Source organism: Nonomuraea sp. NPDC048892, from assembly GCF_040649735.1.
GTDB lineage: Bacteria > Actinomycetota > Actinomycetes > Streptosporangiales > Streptosporangiaceae > Nonomuraea > Nonomuraea maheshkhaliensis.
In genome coordinates this window covers 18,456-40,072 of the sequence record NZ_JBEZFZ010000033.1, presented here as the reverse complement: position 1 = coordinate 40,072, position 21,617 = coordinate 18,456, and the positions used below count along the sequence as shown (strand labels likewise).

The window sequence follows — 21,617 nt, the reverse complement described above, 5'->3', positions numbered from 1 at the left end:
GGACAAGCCGGGAAAAGCGCTGGCGGGCCCTGTAGGTCCCTACGAGAGGGCGGCATCAGGACCGTAGATCCCTCCAGCGGCCCAGGGGCTCGGGTAGCGTCGGGCCTTGAGATGAGACTCGACGGAATCCCCCTTTGGGACGGTACCGAATATCGCGGCCCGGTCGATCTGGCCTGGGAGCCCGACCGGATCACGGACCTCAGCCCGGCGGCGCAGCGCCACGGCGACCTGTGCGTGCTGCCCGGCCTGGTCGACACGCACGTTCACCTGGTCGGCTACGCCGGCGACGGCGCGCCGCCCGACTTCGCGACCTGGCCGCTCACCACGACCCGCGACGAGCAGGTGCTGCACGGCGCCGCCCACGCCCAGCAGGCCATGCGGCACGGCGTGACGACGCTGCGCGACCTGGCGGGCGACGAGGCCCAGGTCGCGCTGCGCCGGGTCTTCGACGCCGGGGTGCTGGCGGGGCCGCGCATCCAGGTGCACGGCGTGGTGGGGATGACCGCCGGGCACAACGACCTGTTCGTGCCGCCCGCCGTGCCGCTGCGCAAGCCGACCGCCGACGGGCCCGACGAGTGCCGCAAGCTCGTCCGTACCTGGGCCAGGGCCGGCATGGACGGCATCAAGCTCACCACCAGCGGCGGCGTGCTGTCGATCGGCGACAGGAACGTCTGGCGCAACTACACCCGCGACGAGATCAGGGCCGTCGTGGACGAGGCCCACGCCCTCGGCATGCCGGTCGCCTCCCACGCCCACTCCGAGGACGGCATCAGGGTGGCCGTCGAGGAGGGCGTCGACTCCATCGAGCACGGCACGCTCATGAGCCGCGACCTGGCCGAGACGCTGGCCGCGCGGCGCACTCCCGTGGCCCCCACGCTGCTCATCAACGAGGCCATCGCCGAGGGCCGGGTGCCGGTCACCCGCGAGGCGATGGACAAGGCCGCCGAGCTGGTCGCCACCCGCAACGTGCTGCTGGCCCAGGCCGCGGCGCTGGGCGTGCGGTTCGTGCTCGGCACCGACGCCAACGGCCACCACGTGCGGTTCGGCGACCAGCTCGCCGAGGTCGTGCACATGACGCGCATCCTGGGCATGGACGCGGAGTCGGCGCTGCGGGCGGCCACCTCCGACGCCGCCGACGCGATCGGCATGCCCGTCGGCCGCCTCGCGCCCGGCCTGGGCGCCGACCTGATCGTGCTGCGCGGCCGCCCGTGGGAGCGCATCGAGGACCTGGCCACGGAGAACATCGTGGCCGTGGTCTCACGTGGCCGGCTCGTCGCGGGCCGGCTGCCCTGAGCGCAGCGCCAGATACAGGTCCGTACGGTCGCGCATCGACGTCATCCGCCGCCCGGTCAGCTCCTCGATCCGCTGCATCCGGTAGCGCAGGGTGTTGACGTGCACGTACAGCTCGTCGGCGGTGCGCTGCCAGGATCCGCACGTCTCCAGGAAGATGTCCAGCGTGCGCAGCAGCTCGGAGCCGTGCCGGGCGTCGTACTCCTCCACCGGCCCGAGCAGGTGGTCGCGGAAGGAGCGGCGGGTGGCGGCGGGCAGCGAGGCCAGCAGCAGGTCGAAGCTGTCGATGTCGGCCAGCGACATGATCGACACGGGGCCCGGCCCGGTCCTGGCCGACTCCATGCCGCGCCTGGCCGTCTCCAGCGCCTCGCCGAGCTGTGACACGCTGGCCGCCATCTCGCTGATCCCGGCCGCGATGCTCGTGCCCCGCCGCCCGGCGACCAGGTCGCGCAGCTCGTCGGCCAGGCTCTTGCGCGAGGCGCGGCCGTTGACCAGCACGATCGCCTCGTGCGGGGTGCCGCCGACGATCAGGTGCCGGCCCTTCCTGGCCAGGCCCTCGTGCAGCAACTCGGGCAGGTCGAGGTCGGGGCCGCCGGTCAGGGTGACCGCCATGGCGGCGGTGGGCAGCCCCGGGTCTGCTCCGAGCAGCCGCAGGTGTGCCGACACCTCGCCCGGCGGAATGCGGCCGAGCACGTCGAGCAGCGTCTGCGCCCTGACCCGTTCGGCCCTGCGCTGCTCGGCGGCGAACCCTTCGGCGGTCACCACCTCGGTGATCGCGCCGAACGCCTGGTCGGGGGCGGCCAGCAGGAGCGGCAGCCGGCGGCGTTCGCACGCCTTGACCAGCTCGCCCGGCAGCTCGCCGAGCACGATCAGGCCGACGACCAGGCCGGCCGCGTCGCTGGCCCACAGCGCGTCGGCGAAGCGCTCGCAGTCGGACGGCTCGGCGTACCAGACGCCGCTGGTGAGCACGAGATCGCCGGAGCGCAGGTAGCGGCGGGGGTCGGGCAGGTCCGTCGGGTACGCGCGGCGGATCTCGCGGTCGAGGGCGCCGGCCCCGGTCACCAGCGTGAGCCGCAGGTCCTCGCGTGCCAGCAGATCCTCCAGCGTCATGAAATCTGATGTTATGCCAGCTCACGGGGTGAGAGTTCAGAGGTTCGCACGATACCTCGCACTACGTGGGTCCGGTTTACTCGTTGCCATGCGTCCCAAAGCAGAACTCCACCTGCATATCGAGGGCACCCTTGAGCCCGAGCTCGTCGTCGAGCTGGCCCGGCGTAACCGGATCGACCTGCCGACCTACGACGTGGAGGCCATCCGCTCCCGCTACTCCTTCACGGATCTGCGCTCGTTCCTGGACGTGTACTACGAGAACCTCGCGGTCCTGCGCACCGAGCAGGACTTCTACGACCTGGCCAGTGCCTACCTGCGGCGGGCCGCCGGGCAGGGGGTGCGGCACGCGGAGATCTTCTTCGATCCGCAGGCGCATCTGAGCAGGGGCGTGGCTCTGGAGACGGTGTTCGGCGGGTTGTCGGCGGCGATCAAGGACTCGGGGGCGTCGGCCGCGCTCATCCTGTGCTTCCTGCGAGACAGGGGCGCGGAGGAGGCCGAGCAGGTGCTGCGCGCGGCGCTGCCGTTCCGTGACCGCTTCATCGGGGTGGGGCTGGACTCGGCGGAGGTGGGATATCCGCCGTCGTTGTTCCGGCGGGTCTTCGACATCGCCGCGGCGGAGGGGCTGCGCCGGGTGGCGCACGCGGGCGAGGAGGGCGGGCCCGACTACGTGTGGGAGGCGCTGGACGTCCTGGGCGTGGAGCGGGTGGACCACGGGATCAGGGCGATGGAGGATCCGCAGCTCGTGGCCCGCCTGCGGGAGGAGCGCATCCCGCTGACCGTCTGCCCGCTGTCGAACGTACGGCTGCGGGCGGTGCCGTCCCTGCGTGACCACATCCTGCCCGCGATGCTGGACGAGGGCCTGGTCGTGACCGTCAACTCCGACGACCCGGCCTACTTCGGCGGCTACGTGGAGGACAACTACGCGGCGCTGCGGCGCGAGCTGGGGATGACCGACGAGCAGCTCGACCGGATCGCCCGCAACTCCTTCGACGCCGCGTTCGCCTATGAGGGCTGAACAACGAGGGGCGAACATGGTGTAGGGGCCCACCCGGCGGATGGGCCCCTGGATAACGCTGCTCAGCTGCAGAGGAATGACGTTAGCTGATGGAGCACTTCGTGTCTTCGCTCTTGATGCCGAGGATCTGGCTCAGGATGTCACCGGTCTGAACGACGAGGACACCGCTCGTGCTGTTGTCGACCTCGCCCTGGGCGAAGATGTTCTCGTCGCCGCAGAAGAAGAAGGTGCGCTGCGCGTCTTCGTTGGCCCGGGGCCACTCGGCCGTGGCAGCTACCGCGGAGCCGCCGAACATGACCATCCCGCCGACGAGACCGGCCAGGACGAGTCCTGATTTGTACATGTGATTCTCCCTGATACCTCTCGACTACTCTCCGTAGCTATCGGGAGAAGATCTGCCCTGCCCCCAAGTTCGACAAACGCCGATAATTTCCGGCTTGACCAGGGAAAACCCGCCACATTACCGAACAGGTGAAGAAGAACTCCCGGCTTGGCGCAGGTCTGCGGGTGACTGAAGGGCTGCCCGCCCCGCTCATGAGGCTTCCATGACCGTGCCAGGCGCCCTCTCAGGGCTTTGAAAGGGGAGCAGTGTGGGCAGACTAGTCGTGACTCCGCGTAGCGGATCATCATCGCCCGGATAACCACAGAACGGCACCCATCCGACCGCCGCTACGGCAGGGTCAGGATGACGGGGCCGTCCTCGGTGATGGCCACGGTGTGCTCGACGTGCACGCTTCTGCTTCCGTCGGCAGAGCACACCGACCAGCCGTCGTCCGCCATGTAGTAGTCGTCGCCGCCACCGGCCATCAGGCTGGGCTCGATCGCGATCACCAGCCCGGGCCGCAGCCGCAGCCCTCTGCCGGGCCTGGCCTCGTTGGGCACCCACGGCGACTCGTGCATGGACCGGCCGATGCCGTGGCCGCCGAAGTCGTTCTGCATGCCGTAGCCGGCGCCGCGCCCGACCGTCGACATGGCGTGCCCGATGTCGCCCATCCGGCCGCCGGGCACGGCCGCCTCGATGCCCGCGGCGAGCGTCTCCTCGGCCACCCTGATCAGCTTGAGGTCCTCGGCGCGGGGGTGGCCGACCGTGAAGCTGACGGTGCCGTCGGCGTGCCAGCCCTCGACGATCGCCCCGCAGTCCACGCTGAGCAGGTCTCCGTCCCGCAGCCGGTACGACGTCGGCAGCCCGTGCAGCATGGTGCCGTTCACGCTGGTGCAGATGACCCCCGGATAGGGCGTGGCGCCGAACGACGGGTGGTATCCGAGGAACGACGCCCCGGCCTTGGCCTCCTCAAGCACGGTCCTGGCCACCTCGTTCAGCTGCCTGAGCGTCACCCCGATGTCCGCCCGCTCGCGCACCGCGCTGTGTATGGCGGCGACCACCCTGCCCGCCTCCCGCATGGCGGCGATCTCACCGGCCGACTTCAGTTCGATCATGACTCCTCCTGAGCGATAACTATACCGGTATTTTTATCACGCCCAGTGGAGTGCTCGCGCGGGTCAGTCCAGGCCCTTCCTCCCGGGGGTCCAGAACGGCTTCGTCCGCACGTCCCTGCGGTGCCACCCGCGCTCGCCGACCAGGTGGGCGCGCACGGCCTGGATCGTGCGGGCCTCCCCCGCCAGATAGGCCACGCCGGGAGTGTCGGGCAGGTCCAGCTCCCTGACCGCGTTCACCAGCGCCTCCGACCGCGCCGCGGACGCGCCGCCCCGGCACACCTCGACCAGGTCGCCGGGCAGGCCGAGGTGGTCGCCCGGCCCCTCCGCCTCCACCGCCCCGTACGCCCGCGCCCCGGCGGGCAGGGCCCGCAGCATCGCCCCGAACGCCACGGACGCCGTCTCCTCCCCCGCGAACAGGTGGTACGGCGCCTCCTCTCGCACCACGAAGCTCCCTTCCGGGCGGGTGAAGGACACCCGCTGCCCTGGCGCGGCGTTCCTGATCCAGGAGACGCCCGGCGAGTCGCCGCCGTGGTCGTAGCCGACGAGGTCGAGGGCCTCCCAGGAGGGGTCGTGCCACCAGATCGAGTACGTCCGCAGCACGCCGCCCAGCGGGCCGCCGCCCTCGATCAGCAGCCGGATGTGCTGGCCGGGAGTCCACCGCAGGTACGCCAGAGCCGGCCCGCCGATCCTGACCCGCCGCATGCGGGTGGTCAGCTGCTCGGCCTCGATCACCTCCCCCTTGAGGAAGAACCGGTCGAGCAACCTGCGGGCGACACTGGGGCTCATGACCGGCTCCTCTCGGCATCGAGGTCCTCGATCCGGCGGCGGGCGTCCACGAAGATCTCCTGGATCCGCTCGACCACCCGCGGATCGCCGTGGGCGTGGGCGAGCGCCTTCACCGCGGCCTTGACCAGGCGCAGCGCGGGGCCGACGATCTCCGCCGCCTCGGGCTCGCGGAACATCCCCCACTCACCCCGGCCCGCGGCCCGGCCCCACAGGCGCTCGATCTCCTCGGCCTTCTCGGCGGCCACCCGTCCGCCCTCGTCGGTGACGTGGTAGACCTTGCGGCCGTCCGTGGACTCGGCGCGGACGAGGCCCTCGTCCTCCAGCAGTTGCAGGGTCGGGTAGATGGAGCCGGCGCTCGGCTCGTAGGTGCCGTTGAAGCGGTCGGCGAGCCGGCCCATGAGCTGGTAGCCGTGGCCGGGCGCCTCGGCGACCAGGGCGAGGATGGCCAGCCGCAGCTCACCCGGCCCGAAGAAGCGCCCCGTGGGGCCCATGCCGCCGACGCCTTGGTTGCGACGTGCGTTCATCATAGATCGGATGCTATATCGAACGATATATCGGAGCAAAGACGTACTATCTCGACTTTATCGCTCAGCGGCGCGGATCCGGGCCCTCGGTGACGCCCCAGGTCTCCGCGAGCCGGCCGTCGTCGATGCGGAAGATCTCGATGAGCACGGGACGGGCATCGCCTTGGGCGCCCATTCCCTCGACGGACGAGCGGACGGCCACCTTGTCACCGTCGATCAGAATGTCGTCGGCGACCACCCGCATCTCCGGAAACCGGGCGACGACCTGGACCCAGGCCGCCCGGCCCGCCTCGAACCCGGTGGCGCCGAGCGGATGGTTGCGGAAATCGGGCGTGAACAGCTCGGCGGCCTGGTCGAACCGCCGGGTGTTGAAACAGTCCTGCATCCGCCGCACCAGGGCGCCGGCTTCCTCGCGGGTGGTCATCGAAGGCCCCTCCTCGTCCTCGGCCGGCTCACCTGACGGCCAGACGGCCAGCTAACCGGGGCGTCGCCCCGCTTATCCGATGAGCATACGGGGCGGCGCCCCGGTTAAGCTAGGGCGGTGAGACGTCCAGCCACGGACCCGTGCCGGCCGAGCCGCCGGCGGATCCCGTGACCGACCGGGAGCCTCGGGCCGACGCGCGCCGCAACCGTGAGCAGGTGCTGGCGACCGCACAACGGCTGTTCGCCGCTCAGGGCCTCGGCATCTCGCTCGACGAGATCGCCCGCCGCGCGGGGGTCGGCCCTGGCACCGTCCACCGGCACTTCCCCACCAAGCAGGCGCTCTACCTGGCCGTCGCGATCGACCAGATCAGGCGGCTGGTCGCCGAAGGAGAGGCGCTCGCCGCCACAGACGATCCGGCCGCGCTGTTCACGCTGCTGTCCCGGATGATGGCCTCGGGGGCGGAGAACGCGGCGGTGAAGAGCGCGCTCACGGCCGCCGAGTTCGACCTGCGCGACGCCGCTCCCGACGCCGCCGCCGGCCTCACGCACCAGGTCGCGCGCCTGCTCGATCGCGCTCGTCAGGCCGGCGTCGTACGCGAAGACGTGACCGTCGACGAGGTGATGGCGATCGTCGCCGGCGCCTTCGCCGCGATCCGGCACGCCGGCGCGGACACCAGCCCCGAACGCTCCACCCACCTCGCCCGGATCATCCTCGACGGGCTCCGGCCCCCTCCCCGGCGGTAAGGCTCCGCCCGCCGCCTGGCGGCGCTCGTCAGCGCGTGATGACGACCTTGCCTCTGGCGTGGTCGTCAGAGCGTGATGACGACCTTGCCCCTCGCGTGGCCCCCTTCGAAGTGGGTGATGGCTTCCGGGACCTCACTCAGCGGGTGGGTCCGGTCGATGACGGGGGTGAGCTTGCCCGTCTCGACCAGCTCGCGCAGGGTGTCGAGGTCCGCGGCGTTCTCCTTGGTGACGAAGGTGACGAACGTGTGGCGGACGAACGGGGACATCGCCTTGAGGCGGATGAGGCGGCCCATCACCCCGAACCAGGGCCCGCCGCCGGTGCCGCTGTTGGGGATGAGAATTCCGTCGGGGGTGAGCGCGCGCCGCAGGTCGGCCACCGAACGGTTGCCCACGTTGTCGAGAATGAGGTGGTATCGGCGGCCGGTGCGGGTGAAGTCCTCTTTGCCGTAGTCGATGACGTGGTCGGCGCCGAGCGAGCGGACCAGGTCGGCGTTCCCGCGGCTGCACACGCCCGTCACCTCGGCCCCGTACGCCTTGGCGAACTGCACCGCGCACGTGCCGATGCCGCCCGAGGCCCCGTTGACCAGCACCCGCCGCCCCGCCCGCCCTTCCCCGCGCAGGGCCCGCAGCGCGGTCAGCCCCGAGGTGGGCAGGGCGGCGGCCTGCTCGAACGTCAGCCCGGCGGGCTTGCGCGCCAGCGGCCCGTCCGCGCGCACGGTGACGTATTCGGCGAAGGCGCCCTGGGCGCAGCCGAAGACCTCGTCGCCGGGCTCGTACGCCGTGACGCCCCCGCCCACCGCCTCCACCACGCCGGCCAGGTCCTTGCCGAGCCCGGGCTGCTTCGGCCGGGCCGGGCCCGCCATCGCGCGCAGGATGTACGGGCTGCCTCTGAGCAGGTGGTGGTCGCCCGGGTTGACCGCGGCCGCGCGGACCCGGACCAGCACCTCGCCGTCACCCGGCACGGGCTTGGCCACGTCACGCAGCTCGATGACGTCAGGCGGGCCGTAAGCGTGGTAGCGGATGGCCTTCATCGTCATGGTGTCTCCTCTGACACGTGAAAGAAATTTCTGACATATGAAAACCATACCTCCTATATGGGTGTTTGTGCGGGGGTCGCGGGCGACAAAAAACCGCGGCGGCCGGAGGAGATCCTCCAGCCGCCGCGGCTCGCGTTCGTTCAGGCATCCGGCCGTTCAGGCGCTCGGCCGTCCAGGCCGTTTCACCCGTTCAGGCACCCAGCCGTTGAGCAGTTCAGCCGTTGAGCGGTTCAGGCGTTCAGGCGGTCAGGCCTTGAGCCAGCTCATCATCGGGCGAAGCTTGGCGCCGGTCTTCTCGATCGCGTCCTCGGACAGCTCACCGCGGTAGCGCTGGAACTCCTTCTGGCCGCCGTCGAACTCCTCGACCAGCTGCCGGGCGAAGGTGCCGTCCTGGACCTCGGACAGAATGCGGCGCATCTCCTGACGGGTCTCGTCGGTGATGACGCGCGGGCCGCGGGTGTAGCCGCCGTACTCGGCCGTGTCGGAGACCGACCAGTACATCTTGGAGATGCCGCCCTCGTACATGAGGTCGACGATGAGCTTCATCTCGTGCAGGCACTCGAAGTAGGCCACCTCGGGCTGGTAGCCGGCCTCGATGAGGGTGTCGAAGCCCGCCTTGATCAGCTCGGAGACGCCGCCGCAGAGCACGGCCTGCTCACCGAACAGGTCGGTCTCGGTCTCCTCCTTGAACGTGGTGCGCAGCGCGCCGGCGCGGGTGCCGCCGATGCCCTTGGCGTAGGAGAGCGCGAGGTCGAGCGCCTTGCCCGAGGCGTCCTTCTCGACGGCGACGAGCACCGGGACGCCGCGCCCCGCCTCGAACTGGCGGCGGACGAGGTGACCGGGGCCCTTGGGGGCCACCATGCACACGTCGACGCCCTCGGGGGCCTCGATCAGCCCGTAGCGGATGTTGAGACCGTGGCCGAAGAACAGCGCGTCGCCCTCGACCAGGTTGGGGGCGACGTGCTCGGCGTAGAGGTGGCGCTGGATGTGGTCCGGCGCGAGGATCATCGTGAGATTGGCCTCTTCGACCGCCTCGGAGGGCGTGAGCACGCGCAGGCCGTCGTTCTCGGCCTTCTCGCGGCTCTTGGAGCCCTCGGGCAGCCCGACGCGCACGTCGACGCCGGAGTCACGCAGGGAGAGCGCGTGGGCGTGGCCCTGGCTGCCGTACCCCAGCACGGCCACGTGGCGCCCCTGGATGATCGACAGGTCGGCCTGGTCGTCGTAGTAGATCTCGGTCACTTGCTAAAACCTTTCAGGCGGTACGGTCCAGTGCCCTGAGGGACCGGTCGGTGATGGAACGGGCGCCGCGGCCGATGGCCACCATGCCCGACTGGACGAGTTCTTTGATCCCGAACGGCTCCAGCACCTTGACGAAGGCCTCGAGCTTGTCGGGAGTGCCGGTGACCTCGATGGTCACCGCGTCGGCCGCCACGTCCACGCAGCGGGCCCGGAAGAGCTGGACGAGCTCCAGCACGTGGGAGCGGCTCTCGGAGTCGGCCTTGACCTTGATCAGCATCAGCTCGCGCTGCACCGACTGCGAAGGGTCCAGCTCGACGATCTTGAGCACGTTCACCAGCTTGTTGAGCTGCTTCGTGACCTGCTCAAGCGGCAACTCCTCCACACTGACCACGATCGTGATGCGGGAGATGTCGTCGTGCTCGGTCGGCCCGACGGCCAGGGAGTCGATGTTGAAGCCGCGCCGGCTGAACAGCGCCGACACGCGTGCCAGGACGCCGGGGCGGTTCTCGACCAGCACCGACAGCGTGTGTCTACTCATCCTCGTTCTCCCACTTCGGCGCCATGTCACGGGCGATCTTGATGTCGTCGTTGCTGGTGCCCGCCGCGACCATGGGCCAGACCATCGCGTCCTGGTGGACGACGAAGTCGACCACGACGGGCACGTCGTTGATCTCCATGGCCTTCTTGATGACGGCGTCCACGTCCTCGGGACGTTCGCATCGCAGGCCCACACAACCATAGGCCTCGGCCAGCTTGACGAAGTCCGGGATGCGGCGTGCCGTCTGCAGGTCGGTGTTGGAGTAACGCTGGTCGTAGAAGAGCGTCTGCCACTGGCGGACCATGCCGAGGTTACCGTTGTTGATGACGGCGATCTTGACCGGCACGCCCTCCAGGGCGCAGGTGGCCAGCTCCTGGTTGGTCATCTGGAAGCAGCCGTCGCCGTCGATGGCCCACACGGTGGCGTCGGGGCGGCCCATCTTCGCGCCCATCGCGGCCGGGACGGCGAAGCCCATGGTGCCGAGGCCGCCGGAGTTGATGAACGTGCCCGGGTTCTCGTAGCCGATGAACTGCGAGGCCCACATCTGGTGCTGCCCGACCCCGGCCACGTAGTACGTGTCGGGACCGGCGATCGCGCTCAGCCGCTCCATGACGTACTGAGGGGCCAGCGAGCCGTCCTCGAACTCGTCGTAGCCCAGCGGGTAGGTCTGCTTGTAGCCGTTGAGCATCGTCCACCAGTCGGCGTAGTCGCCCTTCTGGCCGGACGCCTCGATGGCGGCGATGAGGTCGGTGATGACCTCTTTGCAGTCGCCCACGATCGGCACGTCGGCGTGGCGGTTCTTGGAGATCTCCGCCGGGTCGATGTCGGCGTGCACGATCTTCGCGTAGGGGGCGAAGGACGCCAGGTTTCCGGTGACCCGGTCGTCGAAGCGCACGCCCAGGCCGATGATCAGATCGGACTTCTGCAGCGCGCCGACGGCCGAGACGCTGCCGTGCATGCCCGGCATGCCCATGTGCTGGGGGTGGCTGTCGGGGAAGGTACCCCTGGCCATCAGGGTCGTGATGACGGGGATGTTGGTCAGCTCGGCCAGGTGCAGCAGCTCGGCCGCGGCGCGGGCCTTGTGGACGCCGCCGCCGACGTACAGGACGGGCCGGCTCGCCTCCGTGATCAGCTTGGCGGCCTCGCGGATCTGCTTGGAGTGGGGCCTGGTGACCGGGCGGTAGCCCGGGAGCTGCATGGTGGGCGGCCAGCTGAAGGAGGTCTCGGACTGCAGCGCGTCCTTGGAGATGTCCACGAGGACCGGGCCGGGACGGCCGGTGGAGGCGATGTGGAAGGCCTCCATGATCGTACGGGCGATGTCCGCAGGATCGGTCACCAGGAAGTTGTGCTTCGTGATCGGCATGGTGATGCCGGAGATGTCCGCTTCCTGGAAGGCGTCCGTGCCGATGGCGGCGCTGGCCACCTGCCCGGTGATGGCCACGATCGGCACCGAGTCCATATAGGCGTCGGCGATCGGGGTCACCAGGTTGGTGGCGCCGGGGCCACTGGTCGCCATGCACACCCCGACCTTGCCGGTGGCCTGCGCGTAGCCCTCGGCCGCGTGCCCAGCCCCCTGCTCGTGGCGTACGAGCACGTGACGGACCTTGGTCGAGTCGTAGAGAGGATCGTAGGCCGGCAGAATGGCACCGCCCGGGATCCCGAACACTGTGTCGACTCCCACGTGCTCCAGCGCCCTGACCAGGGCCTGTGCACCTGTCATCCGTTCGGTCATCGGCTCGTTCCTTGCGTGGCTACTCGCTTAAGGACATAAAAAATGCCCCGTCCCGCCAGGTGGCGGGTCTGGGGCGGCGCGCAGGTCGTCGTGCTTCGCTATCGGCCTGCGCGCCGGCGAAGTACTACGAGAATCTCACTGCGAAGCATGGCTTACACCATAGCCGCTCCGAACGCCCCAGTGTCAACTTGGTGGACACATGTCTCAAACGGTGAGACTCGTCCGCCGCAGCGAGTCGACTCCCCGCGCCGCCATCGGCCGCGCCACCAGGAACCCCTGCCCGCGCGTGCAGCCCATCTGCTTGAGCAGTTCGAGCTGCTCGGGGCGCTCGATGCCCTCGGCCACCACGATGAGCCCGAGGTCGTGGCCGAGCCGCACGATCGTGCGGGTGAGCAGGGTCAGCGTGTCGTCGCGGCCCAGCCCGGACACGAACGACGGGTCGATCTTGATCATGTCGACGGGAAGCTGCCGCAGGAAGGCCAGCGAGGCGTAGCCGGTGCCGAAGTCGTCGATGGCCAGGCGCACCCCGAGCGCGCGCAGCTCCGACAGCCGCTTGATCGTCTCCTCGGCGTCCTCGACCAGCATCTCCTCGATCACCTCAAGGGTGAGCGCGGCGGCGGGCAGCCCGCTCTCGGCCAGCGCCTCCTCCACGGTCTCGACGAACCTGGGCGCCATGATCTGGCGCGCCGACAGGTTGAGCGACAGCCCGATGTCCCAGGAGGAGGCCCGCCAGGCGGCCACCTCGCGGCACGACTCGCGCAGGATCCACTCGCTCAGCGGCACGATCAGCCCGGTGTCCTCGGCCGGACCGAGGAACTGCTCGGGCGGCACGAACACCGACCCGCGCCACCACCGCACCAGCGCCTCGACGGCCGTCACCCGCGAGGTGGCCAGGTCGACCACCGGCTGGTACTCGATCGCGAACTGCTGCTCGATCAGCGCCCGCTGCAGGTCGGCGGCCAGTTCGAGGCGGCGTACGACGTCGGCGTGCATCTGCGCGGCGAACACCTCGACCCGCCGCCCGCCCAGTTCCTTGGAGCGCGCCATCGCCACATCCGCGTTACGCATGAGGTCGCCCGCGGGCTGGTCGTCCTCCGCGAAGGCCACGCCCACGCTCGCGGTGATCGCCACGTCGCGGTCGGCGACCCGGAACGGCTCCTGCGAGACGGCGCCGACCAGCCGCTCGGCCAGATCGACCGCCACCTGCGCCTCGCCGCCGGTCTCCACGAGCACGGCGAACTCGTCGCCGCCCCACCTGGCCAGCGTGTCGTCGGGGCGCACGGCCCCGCGCAGCCTGCGGGCCGCCTGCCCGAGCAGGTAGTCGCCGCTGGCGTGGCCGACCGAGTCGTTGACCGAGGTGAACCCGTCGAGGTCGAGGAAGATGACCGCCACGTTGGCCGTGCCCGAGGTGCGCCCGGCCAGCACCTCGCGGGTGCGCTCCTCGAAGTAGGCGCGGTTGGGCAGGCCGGTGACGCCGTCGTGGAAGGTGAGGTGGGCGACCTGGTTGCGCAGCGCCTCCTGGTCGCTGACGTCTCTGGTCGTCACCAGCATCCGCTCGTCGCCGCCGACCCTGCGGGTGGCCACGGACTCGGTGGGACGCCAGGTGCCGTCGGCCGCGCGCACCCGGCAGGCGATGAGGCAGGTGCCGGGCGCGGCGTTCTCCTCGTCGAGGTGCATGGCGCGCATGGCGGCCTGGATGCCCGGCACGTCCTCAGGGTGGATGTAGTCGAAGATCGAGCCGCCGATCAGCTCGTCGGGGCAGTAGCCGTAGGTGACCTCGACCCCCGGGCCGATCTCGCGCACCACGCCCTGGTAGTCGCAGGCGAAGACCACGTCGCCGGTGCTCTCGGCCAGCTCCCTGAGCTGGCGGTCGCCCAGCTTGACCAGGCCGCGCAGGCGTACGTTGACCGCGGAGAGCACGAACAGGCGCACCAGCAGGAGCAGCACTATGGAGACGGCGACCAGCACGACGCCGGTCACCGCCGGCCCCGCCTGCCCGCCGGCCTGGTGCGCCAGCAGCGTGACGGCGGCCACGGCGACCAGCGCCAGCGGCGCCACCCCGACCGCGTGGCCGACGCCAGGGCGGGCGGACTCACCGGCCTTCGGGCCCCACGGGACGGCCGCCAGCAGCAGCAGCGCGACGGGCGCGAGCAGGACGCTCCACAGCTGCGGATCACCGTCCATCAGCCGGGCCACCGCCTGCCCCACGCCGGCCACGGTCATCGTGGCCAGCACGCCCACCCCGGCCAGGCCGAGCAGCCAGGACGATGACCTGCTGCTCACCACCGAAGGGATCACGGCGCAGGTCACCAGCAGCGCGATCATCGGCGGCAGCATCACCAGCGTGAAAGCGGGCGGATCGGCCGTCTCGGCGTAGACGTGGCGCAGCGCGACCACCCAGCCGACGAGAAACAGTGAAGCGGCGCTCAGATAGGCGTCCGTGAGCTGCCGTAAAGCGACTCTGGCCGGAAATCTGCGGTCGGCGGCGATCAGCGCGCCGCCCGCCGTGACCACCGTGCCGAGCAGCACGAACATGTCGGCGAAACTGGCCACGAAGCCTTCGGCGACCGTCTGCAGCGCCACCCCGGCGGCCCAGATGACCGACCCACCGCCCATCCAGCGCGCGCCCATCGCCGTCGGCCGGTGATCGGCCTGCTTCACCGAGGCGAACAGCAGGGAGCCCGCGGCGATCAGCGCCGCCAGCCCTCCGGCGACCGCGCCGGTGACCAAGGCCGGGGCCTGCGCCAGGACGGCAGCGGCGAACACCACCGCTCCTGCCGCCGCCGCAGCGGCCGGCGGCACCCGTGGATCACGCCAGCGGATCACAGTCGTTGCCCATCCCGTCTCGAACCCTGCACCTGCGACCGCCGAAGCCCGGTCGATCACTTCGCCAGTGTGTGCGGTCTCGGGTGCGCGGGTGGTGACAACGCCGATGTCGTCACCGATCTGATAACCACACAGACCATTTGCCGCCAAGAGTCCCTTGACAGTCAGTCAGGAACTCCCTGCAAACGCAACCGTACGCACCGAAGGTCACGGACCAGCCACGTTCCGGGATCCTCTCAATATGCGTCGGTGATGACGTTGACCAGCGATTCGCCGGCGAGATAGCGCTGCAACTGGGCCCTCATGAGGCGCAGCATCCGCCGCTCCGACGCGGGCGTGCTGCCCGCGACGTGCGGCGTGATCAGCAGGCCCGGCGCGCCCCAGAGGGGGTGTCCCTCGGGCAGCGGCTCGGGCGCGGTCACGTCGAGCGCGGCGCGCAGCCTGCCGTTCTTGAGCTCCGCGAGCAGCGCGTCGGTGTCGACGATCCCGCCGCGGGCGGCATTGACGAGCACGGCGCCGTCCTTCATCCGCGCCAGGAACGCCGCGTCCACCATGCCGGCGGTGGCCGGAGTGGCGGGCACCAGCAGCACGACGACGTCCGCCTCCGGCAGCAGCGCGGGCAGTTCGTGCATGGCGTGCACGCCGTCGCGGGCGCCGCGCGCCACTCGGACGACCTCCACCTCGAACCCGTCGAGCCGGCGCTCCAGCGCGGCGCCGATGGAGCCGTAGCCCACGATGAGCACGCGCGAGTCGGCCAGCACACCGGTGTGGTGGTAGGTCCACTCCCCCCTGCGCTGCGCGTCCACGAACCCGGGGAACTCCCTGACGACCGCCAGCATGGCGCCCACCGCCCATTCGGCGGTGCCCGCGTCGTGCACCCCGCGCGCGTTGCACAGCACCGCGCCCGGGGGCATGTGGGGCCGGTACGCCTCCACGCCGGCGGTCACGGTCTGCAGCAGCTTGAGCGAGCCCATCCTGGCCAGCGTCCCCGGCACGTCGGGCACGGGGATGAGCGGCGGGATCCACACCTCCACGTCGCCCACCCCGTCCGGCATCGCGGACGTGCCGTCATAGACCGCACATTCGACGCCGGGGAGGTCGGACAGTACATCGGCCACCGAAACATACGGAACCCAGGTCTTCATGCCGAGAACCTTACGACTCCGGGGTCAGTATGGAACACATGAGGAAGCTCTGGACGATCGCGCTGCTGGCGGCGCTCACCGGCTGTTCCGGCTCCTACGGCGGCGGCGCTGAGGCGCTCCCCACGGCGGCCGTGTCCGCCGGGGCCGCCCCCGGCGACCCCAAGGACGTTGTGACCGGGCTGGCCGTCCCGTGGGCAATCGCGTTCCTGCCCGGCGGCGACGCCCTCGTGACCGAGCGCGACTCGGCCCGGCTGCTACGGGTGAGCCCGGCGGGCGCGGTGACGGAACTGGGCACGATCGAGGACGTACGGCCGGACGGCGAGGGCGGCCTGATGGGCATTGCCGCCAGAGAGGGACAAATCTTCCTTTACCACACGGCAGATCAGGACAACCGGATCGTCCGCTACCGCCTCGACGGTGACCGCCTCACCGACCGGCGCGTCATCGTCGAGGGCATCCCGAAGGGCGGCATCCACAACGGCGGCCGGCTCGCGTTCGGCCCCGACGGCTTCCTGTACGCCACCACCGGCGAGACCGGCGACCGCGACATGGCCCAGCGGCGGGACTCGCTCGGCGGCAAGATCCTGCGCATGACCGCGGACGGCGCGCCCGCGCCCGGCAACCCGTTCGGCACGCTGGTCTACAGCTACGGCCACCGCAACGTCCAGGGCCTGGCCTGGGACGACTCCGGCCGCCTGTACGCCTCGGAGTTCGGGGCCAGCACCTACGACGAGGTGAACCTGATCAAGCCGGGGGCCAACTACGGCTGGCCGCAGGTCGAGGGGCGCGGCGACGACGACCGCTACACGAACCCGATCCTCACCTGGCCCACCTCCGACGCCTCGCCGTCGGGGCTGGCGTACGCGAAGGGCTCGCTGTGGATGGGGGCGCTGCGGGGCGAGCGGCTGTGGCAGATCCCGCTGAGCGGCGACGGCTCGGCCGGCACGCCCGCCGCCCACTTCACCGACCGGTACGGCCGGCTGCGCGCGGTCACCACGGCTCCCGACGGCACGCTCTGGGTCGGGACCAGCAACAAGGACGGGCGCGGCTCGGTCAGGGACGGCGACGACCGGATCATGTCCGTCACCCCGTCATGACCCCGTCATGACCCCGTCCTGACCACGGGCGTACGTCCGCGCGGGCCCTCGGCGATCTGAGCGCCGAGGACCCGATCTCTCAGCGCGGGACGCCGGTGCAGGCGATCTGGGGTTGCGGGCGGTACTTGGTGGTCAGCTTCTTGTCCTTCTTGGCCACTTTGCCGTCCTTGTGGAACACGCGGGTCACGTCGATCGTGAACCCCTGCTGTCCCGTGGTGGGCAGGCAGCCGGGCGCGGAGCTGGTCTCGCGCCGGAACGGCGTGAAGTCCCTGCGCTCCGACTCCACGGCCTCGACCTTGTCGAAGCGCTTGGTGCTCCACAGCGTCACGGTGACGGACGTCTCGGTGAAGGCGGTCTTGATCAGCACGCCCTGGTCGGAGTCGTTGCGCCACTTCAGGTCCACGTCCGGGTAGAGCAGCGCCACGCTGCGCCCCGCCGGATAGCGCTCGGCGAAGTAGTCCATCGCCTGATGCTCGACGTCCTCGAACCCGCCGAAGAACGCCGCGTTGTAGAGGGCCGTCGCGAACTGCGACTGGCCGCCGCCGACCACGTTCACCGTCCGGCCGCCGACGACCTGCCCGGCCTCGACGTATCCGTCCTCGATCGTCCGCTCACCGAGGAAGTCGTTGAGCGAGAACGTGTCACCGCTCTTGACGATGTGCCCGTCGAGCTCCTGCGCCATCCGCTGGATGTTCTTCACCCGGGGCTGGCAGCAGTCGAACGTCGAAGTGAACTGGCCCACGACCTCCCTGATGCCGAGCCCCTGGATCTCCGAGGTCTGCACGGCGGGCGCGACGGTGCCGAGCCGGACCGGGATCGTCCGGACGCCGCCCTGGTCGAACACCTTCTCCGCGTCCCTGGCCAGCAGCTTGTCGTTGATCCCGCGTCCGACGCGCGCGGGGACCAGGACCGGCTTGCCGTCCACGATCCGGTACGTGGCGTCGCGCGGCTGCTGGGCCGCGTCCACAAGGCTGCTCTGCGCTGCGGCCAGTACGGCCTTGGCGTTGAACTCGGGCACGAGCGCGCCGTCACCGCCGGCCACGTAGGTCAGGTTGGCGGCGATCGTGGCCGGGGGGATCTGCGTCTGCTTGTCGTCGAGCGTCAGGGTCAGGGGGGCGGCGACCGCCGCCTTCGCCTTCTCGACCGCCGTCTCGACGGACTCGGGAGTGGTGACGGGCTTGGCCGGCCTGAGCGTGAGGACCACCGTGCCGCCGCCGTTGAGGAAGGCGTCGCTGATCCGCTTGACGGCGTCGTCCCGGTCGAGCAGCACGCCGTCCTGGGGCAGGTGCGCCTTGGGCACCAGGCCGGTGAACGTCACCCGGCCCTCGCGCGCGCGCTTGTCCGCGGCCTCCGCCATGCCGTCGACGGTCCTGGTGAGCTGGGAGGCGTCGACGGAGATCTTCGGCTGGAGCTCGGTCGTGCCGGTGAGCCCGCGCCACACCTCCTGCGGGCTGGGGAACCCGCTGGGCGCCTGCCCGATGGTGCCGACCACGTCCAGCTCTAGCCCGGCCTCGTCGGCCTGAATGGTCTCCCTGTTGTCGCCGATCTCGGCCACGACGGGCTTGCTGAGCTTGGTGGCCAGTTCGCTGCGGAGCTTGTCGGCCGCCTGCGTCACGGTGAGGCCGCCGATGTCCACCCCGGCCACGTGCGTGCCGCGTAACACCGAACCGGACATGAGCACGGCGGGCACCACGTAGGCGAGCGCCGCCAGCATCAGCACGACCGTGATCACCCCGGGCAGCACCCGGCTGCGCTTCGGCGGCTCGGGCTCGTACGCGGGCGGCCGCTCCGGCGAACCCCCGAACGCCGGGGGCGGCGACTCCTTGCCGACCATGGGCCAGGGTTGGGCGGGCGGCGCCACCGGCGGTAGCGCGTTCTTGCCCGAAGGTCCGCCCGGGGCGCTCGGGCCCTGGGCCGGCCGCGCCTCCTGTCTGCCCGGCGGGCCGAAGATGTCCCGGGAGACTCCCGGAGGCAGCCCTTCGATCCGCGGCTTCTTGGAGACGCCCGACGTGGGGAGTGGCACCGAGGCGAACGGGTCGGTTGGTGATTCGATCGGTCCGGCGTTACGCACGCCTCAATCTCCTCCCGGTCCGCAGCCAAGTCTCAGGCAACAGTAAGGCACGCGGATCCGCATATGTCACGGGAATCGGCTACGGAAGTGTGTCAACCTAGCCACCGGTAGCGATGTTCCGGTCGTCCGGCCGTGCCGTAACGCGGCCGGAACTCCGCCTGTCCCACCGCGCAGAGGTGTTCGAGATAGCGGCGGGCGCTCACCCGCGACAGGCCGGTGAGCTCGGCGGCCTCCGCCGCCGACAGGTCGCGGCCGGCCTCACGCAGGGTGTCGGCGACCAGCGCGCACGTGGCCGCGGACAGCCCTTTGGGCATGGCGGCCGGGCTCTTGGCCGTGCCGAAAAGCCGGTCCACGTCGTCCTGGCGCGCCTCGGCGCCGATCGCGGTCAGGCGCCGGCGGGTGTCGGCGTACTGCTGGAGGCGCTCGGTCAGGGCGGCGGCGGTGAACGGCTTGATGAGGTAGTTGACCGCGCCGCCGCGCATCGCCTCCCTGACCGTGGGCATGTCGCGGGCGGCGCTGATCATGAGGACGTCCACGTCGTGCAGGGCCTTGAGCACCTCCAAGCCCGACATGTCGGGCAGGTAGATGTCGAGCAGCACGAGATCGGGCCGCAGCTCGGCAACCGCGGCGAGCGCGTCGGCCCCGGTGTGCGCCGTCGAGACGACGGTGAAGCCCGGCACGCGGGCCACGTAGCCGCTGTGGATGCGGGCCACCATGAAGTCGTCGTCCACGACCACCACGCGGATCGGCGTGCGTGTCACCGTCTCGCCCCGTCCACAGCCTCGTCCTTCGCCCCATGCGCAGCCTCGTTCGCGGCGCCGGTCGCAGCTCCGTTCTTGGCGCCGTTCTTCGCCCCGTTCGCCGGGAGCAGGGCGGTGAAGACGGCGCCACCCGAGTTCTGTACCCGGACCCAGCCGCCTCTGCGCAGGCACGCCTGCCTGGTCAGCGCCAGCCCGAGCCCGCGCGGCCCCGAATGGGCGGCCTTGGTGGTGAAGCCCTCCCTGAAGACCTCCTCCACCAGGTCGGGCGCGATGCCGGGGCCGGAGTCGCCGACCCGGACGCGCAGCCCGCCGGCGTCGGCCTGCAGCGACACCTCGATCGTGCCCTCGGCGCCGTCGAGGGCGTCGATGGCGTTGGCGACCAGGTTGCCGACCACCAGCACCGCGTCCCTCGGGTCGCCGATCAGGCCCTCGGGCACCGAGGAGTCGTCGGAGAGCACGAGCCGGGCCCCGCGCTCGGACGCCTCGGCCGACTTGGCCATGAGCAGCGCCGCGAGAGTCGGGTCCTGGATGCGTTCGCGCAGGTCGGTGGCGTACGTGCTGCCGGTCGTGCGGGTGATGAAGCCGATCGCCGCATCGTGCTCGCCCAGTTCGAGCAGGCCCACCACGGTGTGCAGCCGGTTGGCGAACTCGTGCGCCTGCGCCCGCAGCGCGTCCGTGGCGCTGCTGGTGTCGTCGAGCTCGCGGGCCAGGCGGACCAGCTCGGTGCGGTCGCGCAGAGTGACCACCCAGCCGCGGTGGCGGCCGCGTACCCAGACGGGGGTGCGGTTGAGCACCAGCACCCGCTCGCCGTGCAGCACGACGCGGTCCTCGCCCGGGTCGGCGCCGCCGAGCACGTCGCGCATGCGCTCGGAGACCGGCATCTGCGTCAGGTCCGCGCCGACGTCGCCGAGCAGCTCGCGGGCGGCGTCGTTGACCAGCGTGACCCTTCCGTTCAGATCGAGCGCGAGCACGCCCTCCTTGACGCCGTGCAGCACGCCCTCGCGCTGCTCCAGCAGCGCGGCGATCTCGCGCGGCTCCAGCCCGAACGTCTGCTTGCGCACCCGCGCGGTGATCAGCGCGGCCAGTGCGAGCCCGGCCAGCAGCACGGCCAGCGCGGTCCAGATGAGCGGCGGCAGGGCGTGGGTGAGCTGGCTGTCGACCGTGGTCTCCAGCACGCCGACGGAGACGAGGCCGATGACCGTGCCGTATTCGTCGCGGATGGGCGTCTTGCCCCTGACCGTGGTGCCGATCGTGCCGGTCTCCGTGCCCACCCAGCTCCGGCCCGAACGCAGGACGAGGGTGCCGTCGGTGGACAACGTCTTGCCGATCAGCGCGGCGTTGGGGTGGGCGTAGCGCTTCTGATCGGTGTTGGCGATCACCACGTAGTCGGCGCCGGTCTCCTGCTGGACGCTCATCGCCAGCGGTTGCAGCACGGTCTCCGGGCTCGCCAGCTTGAACGCCTCGCGTACCTGCGGCAGCGCGGCCACCGACTGCGCGATGGCCAGCGCCCGCTGCTGGTAGAGCGAGTCGAGCTGATTTCTCGTGTGCTCGGCCCACACTCCCGCCGTGCCCCCGGCGGCGAGCAGCACGATCACCATCTGGAGCACGAAGAGCTGCGTCCCGAGGGACGCGTCACGCACTCGTCTCACCCTGCTCATGGAAACAAACGGAGGTCACGGCCTGGTCGCGGCCGATACCCACGTTCCGTCCGCGGCTCTTTCGCCTCTTTTGCCTCTTTCGCCGCTATCCGACGCGACCAATACGACCACTACGACGGCAACCGCGCAAAGGCTCGACGCCTCGCGCGCCGGAAATCACCATGCCAGTCCAACCTATGTGAGC

General features: G+C 70.7%; 19 protein-coding genes. 4 read left to right on the top strand and 15 right to left on the bottom strand.

Translation table 11 applies throughout. The annotated features are described in order from the left end of the window. Window positions 1–111: 111 nt before the first annotated feature. A complete protein-coding gene (locus AB0C28_RS49550) occupies window positions 112–1,293 on the top strand; it encodes an amidohydrolase family protein (RefSeq protein ID WP_357848520.1) in 1,182 nt (393 codons plus the stop codon). Here the strand turns inward: AB0C28_RS49550 and AB0C28_RS49545 are convergent. Then, window positions 1,258–2,400 (bottom strand): helix-turn-helix domain-containing protein, encoded by a 1,143-nt coding sequence (locus tag AB0C28_RS49545; RefSeq protein ID WP_357848522.1) that lies wholly within the window; start codon window positions 2,398–2,400, stop codon window positions 1,258–1,260. The genes AB0C28_RS49550 and AB0C28_RS49545 overlap by 36 nt on opposite strands. Window positions 2,401–2,488: 88 nt before the next feature. Between AB0C28_RS49545 and AB0C28_RS49540 the strand changes: the two genes are divergently transcribed. Then, window positions 2,489–3,415: an adenosine deaminase gene (locus tag AB0C28_RS49540; RefSeq protein WP_357848524.1), complete on the top strand. Its 927-nt coding sequence runs from the start codon at window positions 2,489–2,491 to the stop codon at window positions 3,413–3,415. 82 nt (window positions 3,416–3,497) lie between these two features. On the opposite strand, the gene AB0C28_RS49535 is transcribed toward AB0C28_RS49540, so the two are convergent. The 5 genes from AB0C28_RS49535 to AB0C28_RS49515 all read right to left on the bottom strand — a co-directional run bounded on the left by AB0C28_RS49535 (window position 3,498) and on the right by AB0C28_RS49515 (window position 6,586). Next, the gene (locus AB0C28_RS49535) at window positions 3,498–3,758 is read right to left on the bottom strand and encodes a hypothetical protein (RefSeq protein WP_346114012.1); all 261 of its coding nucleotides are present in this window, start codon (window positions 3,756–3,758) and stop codon (window positions 3,498–3,500) included. A 326-nt stretch (window positions 3,759–4,084) separates the two neighbouring features. Continuing rightward, entirely contained in the window at window positions 4,085–4,852 is a 768-nt protein-coding gene (gene map, locus AB0C28_RS49530; protein ID WP_358083472.1) for a type I methionyl aminopeptidase, read from the bottom strand. A 63-nt stretch (window positions 4,853–4,915) separates the two neighbouring features. Further along, entirely contained in the window at window positions 4,916–5,638 is a 723-nt protein-coding gene (locus AB0C28_RS49525; protein ID WP_358083469.1) for a siderophore-interacting protein, read from the bottom strand. After that, window positions 5,635–6,165: a PadR family transcriptional regulator gene (locus tag AB0C28_RS49520; RefSeq protein WP_358083466.1), complete on the bottom strand. Its 531-nt coding sequence runs from the start codon at window positions 6,163–6,165 to the stop codon at window positions 5,635–5,637. The genes AB0C28_RS49525 and AB0C28_RS49520 overlap by 4 nt, the downstream gene beginning before the upstream one ends. A gap of 61 nt (window positions 6,166–6,226) precedes the next feature. Then, window positions 6,227–6,586 carry a nuclear transport factor 2 family protein gene (locus AB0C28_RS49515; RefSeq protein ID WP_346114007.1) on the bottom strand — a complete coding sequence of 120 codons (360 nt, stop codon included), beginning with the start codon at window positions 6,584–6,586 and terminating at the stop codon, window positions 6,227–6,229. A 140-nt stretch (window positions 6,587–6,726) separates the two neighbouring features. On the opposite strand from AB0C28_RS49515, the gene AB0C28_RS49510 reads away from it, so the two are divergent. Continuing rightward, the gene (locus AB0C28_RS49510; RefSeq protein ID WP_358083463.1) at window positions 6,727–7,329 is read left to right on the top strand and encodes a TetR family transcriptional regulator; all 603 of its coding nucleotides are present in this window, start codon (window positions 6,727–6,729) and stop codon (window positions 7,327–7,329) included. A 65-nt stretch (window positions 7,330–7,394) separates the two neighbouring features. Here the strand turns inward: AB0C28_RS49510 and AB0C28_RS49505 are convergent, their stop codons facing one another. The 6 genes from AB0C28_RS49505 to AB0C28_RS49480 all read right to left on the bottom strand — a co-directional run bounded on the left by AB0C28_RS49505 (window position 7,395) and on the right by AB0C28_RS49480 (window position 15,846). Then, entirely contained in the window at window positions 7,395–8,366 is a 972-nt protein-coding gene (locus tag AB0C28_RS49505; protein WP_358083460.1) for an NAD(P)-dependent alcohol dehydrogenase, read from the bottom strand. 246 nt (window positions 8,367–8,612) lie between these two features. Further along, entirely contained in the window at window positions 8,613–9,596 is a 984-nt protein-coding gene (gene ilvC, locus AB0C28_RS49500) for a ketol-acid reductoisomerase (protein ID WP_357848899.1), read from the bottom strand. Between the two features lie 22 nt (window positions 9,597–9,618). Beyond that, entirely contained in the window at window positions 9,619–10,143 is a 525-nt protein-coding gene (ilvN, locus tag AB0C28_RS49495) for an acetolactate synthase small subunit (RefSeq protein WP_346112063.1), read from the bottom strand. Beyond that, on the bottom strand, window positions 10,136–11,875 hold the full coding sequence (locus AB0C28_RS49490) for an acetolactate synthase large subunit (protein WP_357848537.1): 1,740 nt from the start codon (window positions 11,873–11,875) through the stop codon (window positions 10,136–10,138). The genes ilvN and AB0C28_RS49490 overlap by 8 nt, the downstream gene beginning before the upstream one ends. 204 nt (window positions 11,876–12,079) lie before the next feature. Beyond that, window positions 12,080–14,641, bottom strand: a complete 2,562-nt coding sequence (locus AB0C28_RS49485; protein ID WP_357848539.1) for a sensor domain-containing phosphodiesterase — start codon at window positions 14,639–14,641, stop codon at window positions 12,080–12,082. Between the two features lie 296 nt (window positions 14,642–14,937). Continuing rightward, window positions 14,938–15,846 (bottom strand): 2-hydroxyacid dehydrogenase, encoded by a 909-nt coding sequence (locus AB0C28_RS49480; protein WP_357848541.1) that lies wholly within the window; start codon window positions 15,844–15,846, stop codon window positions 14,938–14,940. A 38-nt stretch (window positions 15,847–15,884) separates the two neighbouring features. On the opposite strand from AB0C28_RS49480, the gene AB0C28_RS49475 reads away from it, so the two are divergent. Continuing rightward, window positions 15,885–16,943 (top strand): PQQ-dependent sugar dehydrogenase, encoded by a 1,059-nt coding sequence (locus AB0C28_RS49475; RefSeq protein WP_358083457.1) that lies wholly within the window; start codon window positions 15,885–15,887, stop codon window positions 16,941–16,943. Between the two features lie 79 nt (window positions 16,944–17,022). Here the strand turns inward: AB0C28_RS49475 and AB0C28_RS49470 are convergent, their stop codons facing one another. The 3 genes from AB0C28_RS49470 to AB0C28_RS49460 all read right to left on the bottom strand — a co-directional run bounded on the left by AB0C28_RS49470 (window position 17,023) and on the right by AB0C28_RS49460 (window position 21,415). Beyond that, window positions 17,023–19,014, bottom strand: coding sequence for a VanW family protein (locus tag AB0C28_RS49470; protein ID WP_357848545.1), 1,992 nt, complete (start codon window positions 19,012–19,014; stop codon window positions 17,023–17,025). A 92-nt stretch (window positions 19,015–19,106) separates the two neighbouring features. Then, complete coding sequence (locus tag AB0C28_RS49465) at window positions 19,107–19,775, bottom strand: response regulator (RefSeq protein WP_358083453.1); 669 nt, start codon at window positions 19,773–19,775, stop codon at window positions 19,107–19,109. Beyond that, window positions 19,772–21,415, bottom strand: a complete 1,644-nt coding sequence (locus AB0C28_RS49460; RefSeq protein ID WP_358083450.1) for a sensor histidine kinase — start codon at window positions 21,413–21,415, stop codon at window positions 19,772–19,774. The genes AB0C28_RS49465 and AB0C28_RS49460 overlap by 4 nt, the downstream gene beginning before the upstream one ends. Window positions 21,416–21,617: the final 202 nt, after the last annotated feature.

Excerpts from the sequence above, each read along its gene's own strand:
- AB0C28_RS49475 (WP_358083457.1), top strand. The coding sequence starts at position 15,885 with ATGAGGAAGCTCTGGACGATCGCGCTGCTGGCGGCGCTCACCGGCTGT.
- AB0C28_RS49525 (WP_358083469.1), bottom strand. The coding sequence starts at position 5,638 with ATGAGCCCCAGTGTCGCCCGCAGGTTGCTCGACCGGTTCTTCCTCAAG.
- AB0C28_RS49520 (WP_358083466.1), bottom strand. The coding sequence starts at position 6,165 with ATGATGAACGCACGTCGCAACCAAGGCGTCGGCGGCATGGGCCCCACG.
- ilvN (WP_346112063.1), bottom strand. The coding sequence starts at position 10,143 with ATGAGTAGACACACGCTGTCGGTGCTGGTCGAGAACCGCCCCGGCGTC.
- AB0C28_RS49540 (WP_357848524.1), top strand. The coding sequence starts at position 2,489 with ATGCGTCCCAAAGCAGAACTCCACCTGCATATCGAGGGCACCCTTGAG.
- AB0C28_RS49480 (WP_357848541.1), bottom strand. The coding sequence starts at position 15,846 with ATGAAGACCTGGGTTCCGTATGTTTCGGTGGCCGATGTACTGTCCGAC.
- AB0C28_RS49545 (WP_357848522.1), bottom strand. The coding sequence starts at position 2,400 with ATGACGCTGGAGGATCTGCTGGCACGCGAGGACCTGCGGCTCACGCTG.
- AB0C28_RS49550 (WP_357848520.1), top strand. The coding sequence starts at position 112 with ATGAGACTCGACGGAATCCCCCTTTGGGACGGTACCGAATATCGCGGC.
- AB0C28_RS49505 (WP_358083460.1), bottom strand. The coding sequence starts at position 8,366 with ATGACGATGAAGGCCATCCGCTACCACGCTTACGGCCCGCCTGACGTC.
- AB0C28_RS49490 (WP_357848537.1), bottom strand. The coding sequence starts at position 11,875 with ATGACCGAACGGATGACAGGTGCACAGGCCCTGGTCAGGGCGCTGGAG.
- AB0C28_RS49515 (WP_346114007.1), bottom strand. The coding sequence starts at position 6,586 with ATGACCACCCGCGAGGAAGCCGGCGCCCTGGTGCGGCGGATGCAGGAC.
- AB0C28_RS49535 (WP_346114012.1), bottom strand. The coding sequence starts at position 3,758 with ATGTACAAATCAGGACTCGTCCTGGCCGGTCTCGTCGGCGGGATGGTC.
- map (WP_358083472.1), bottom strand. The coding sequence starts at position 4,852 with ATGATCGAACTGAAGTCGGCCGGTGAGATCGCCGCCATGCGGGAGGCG.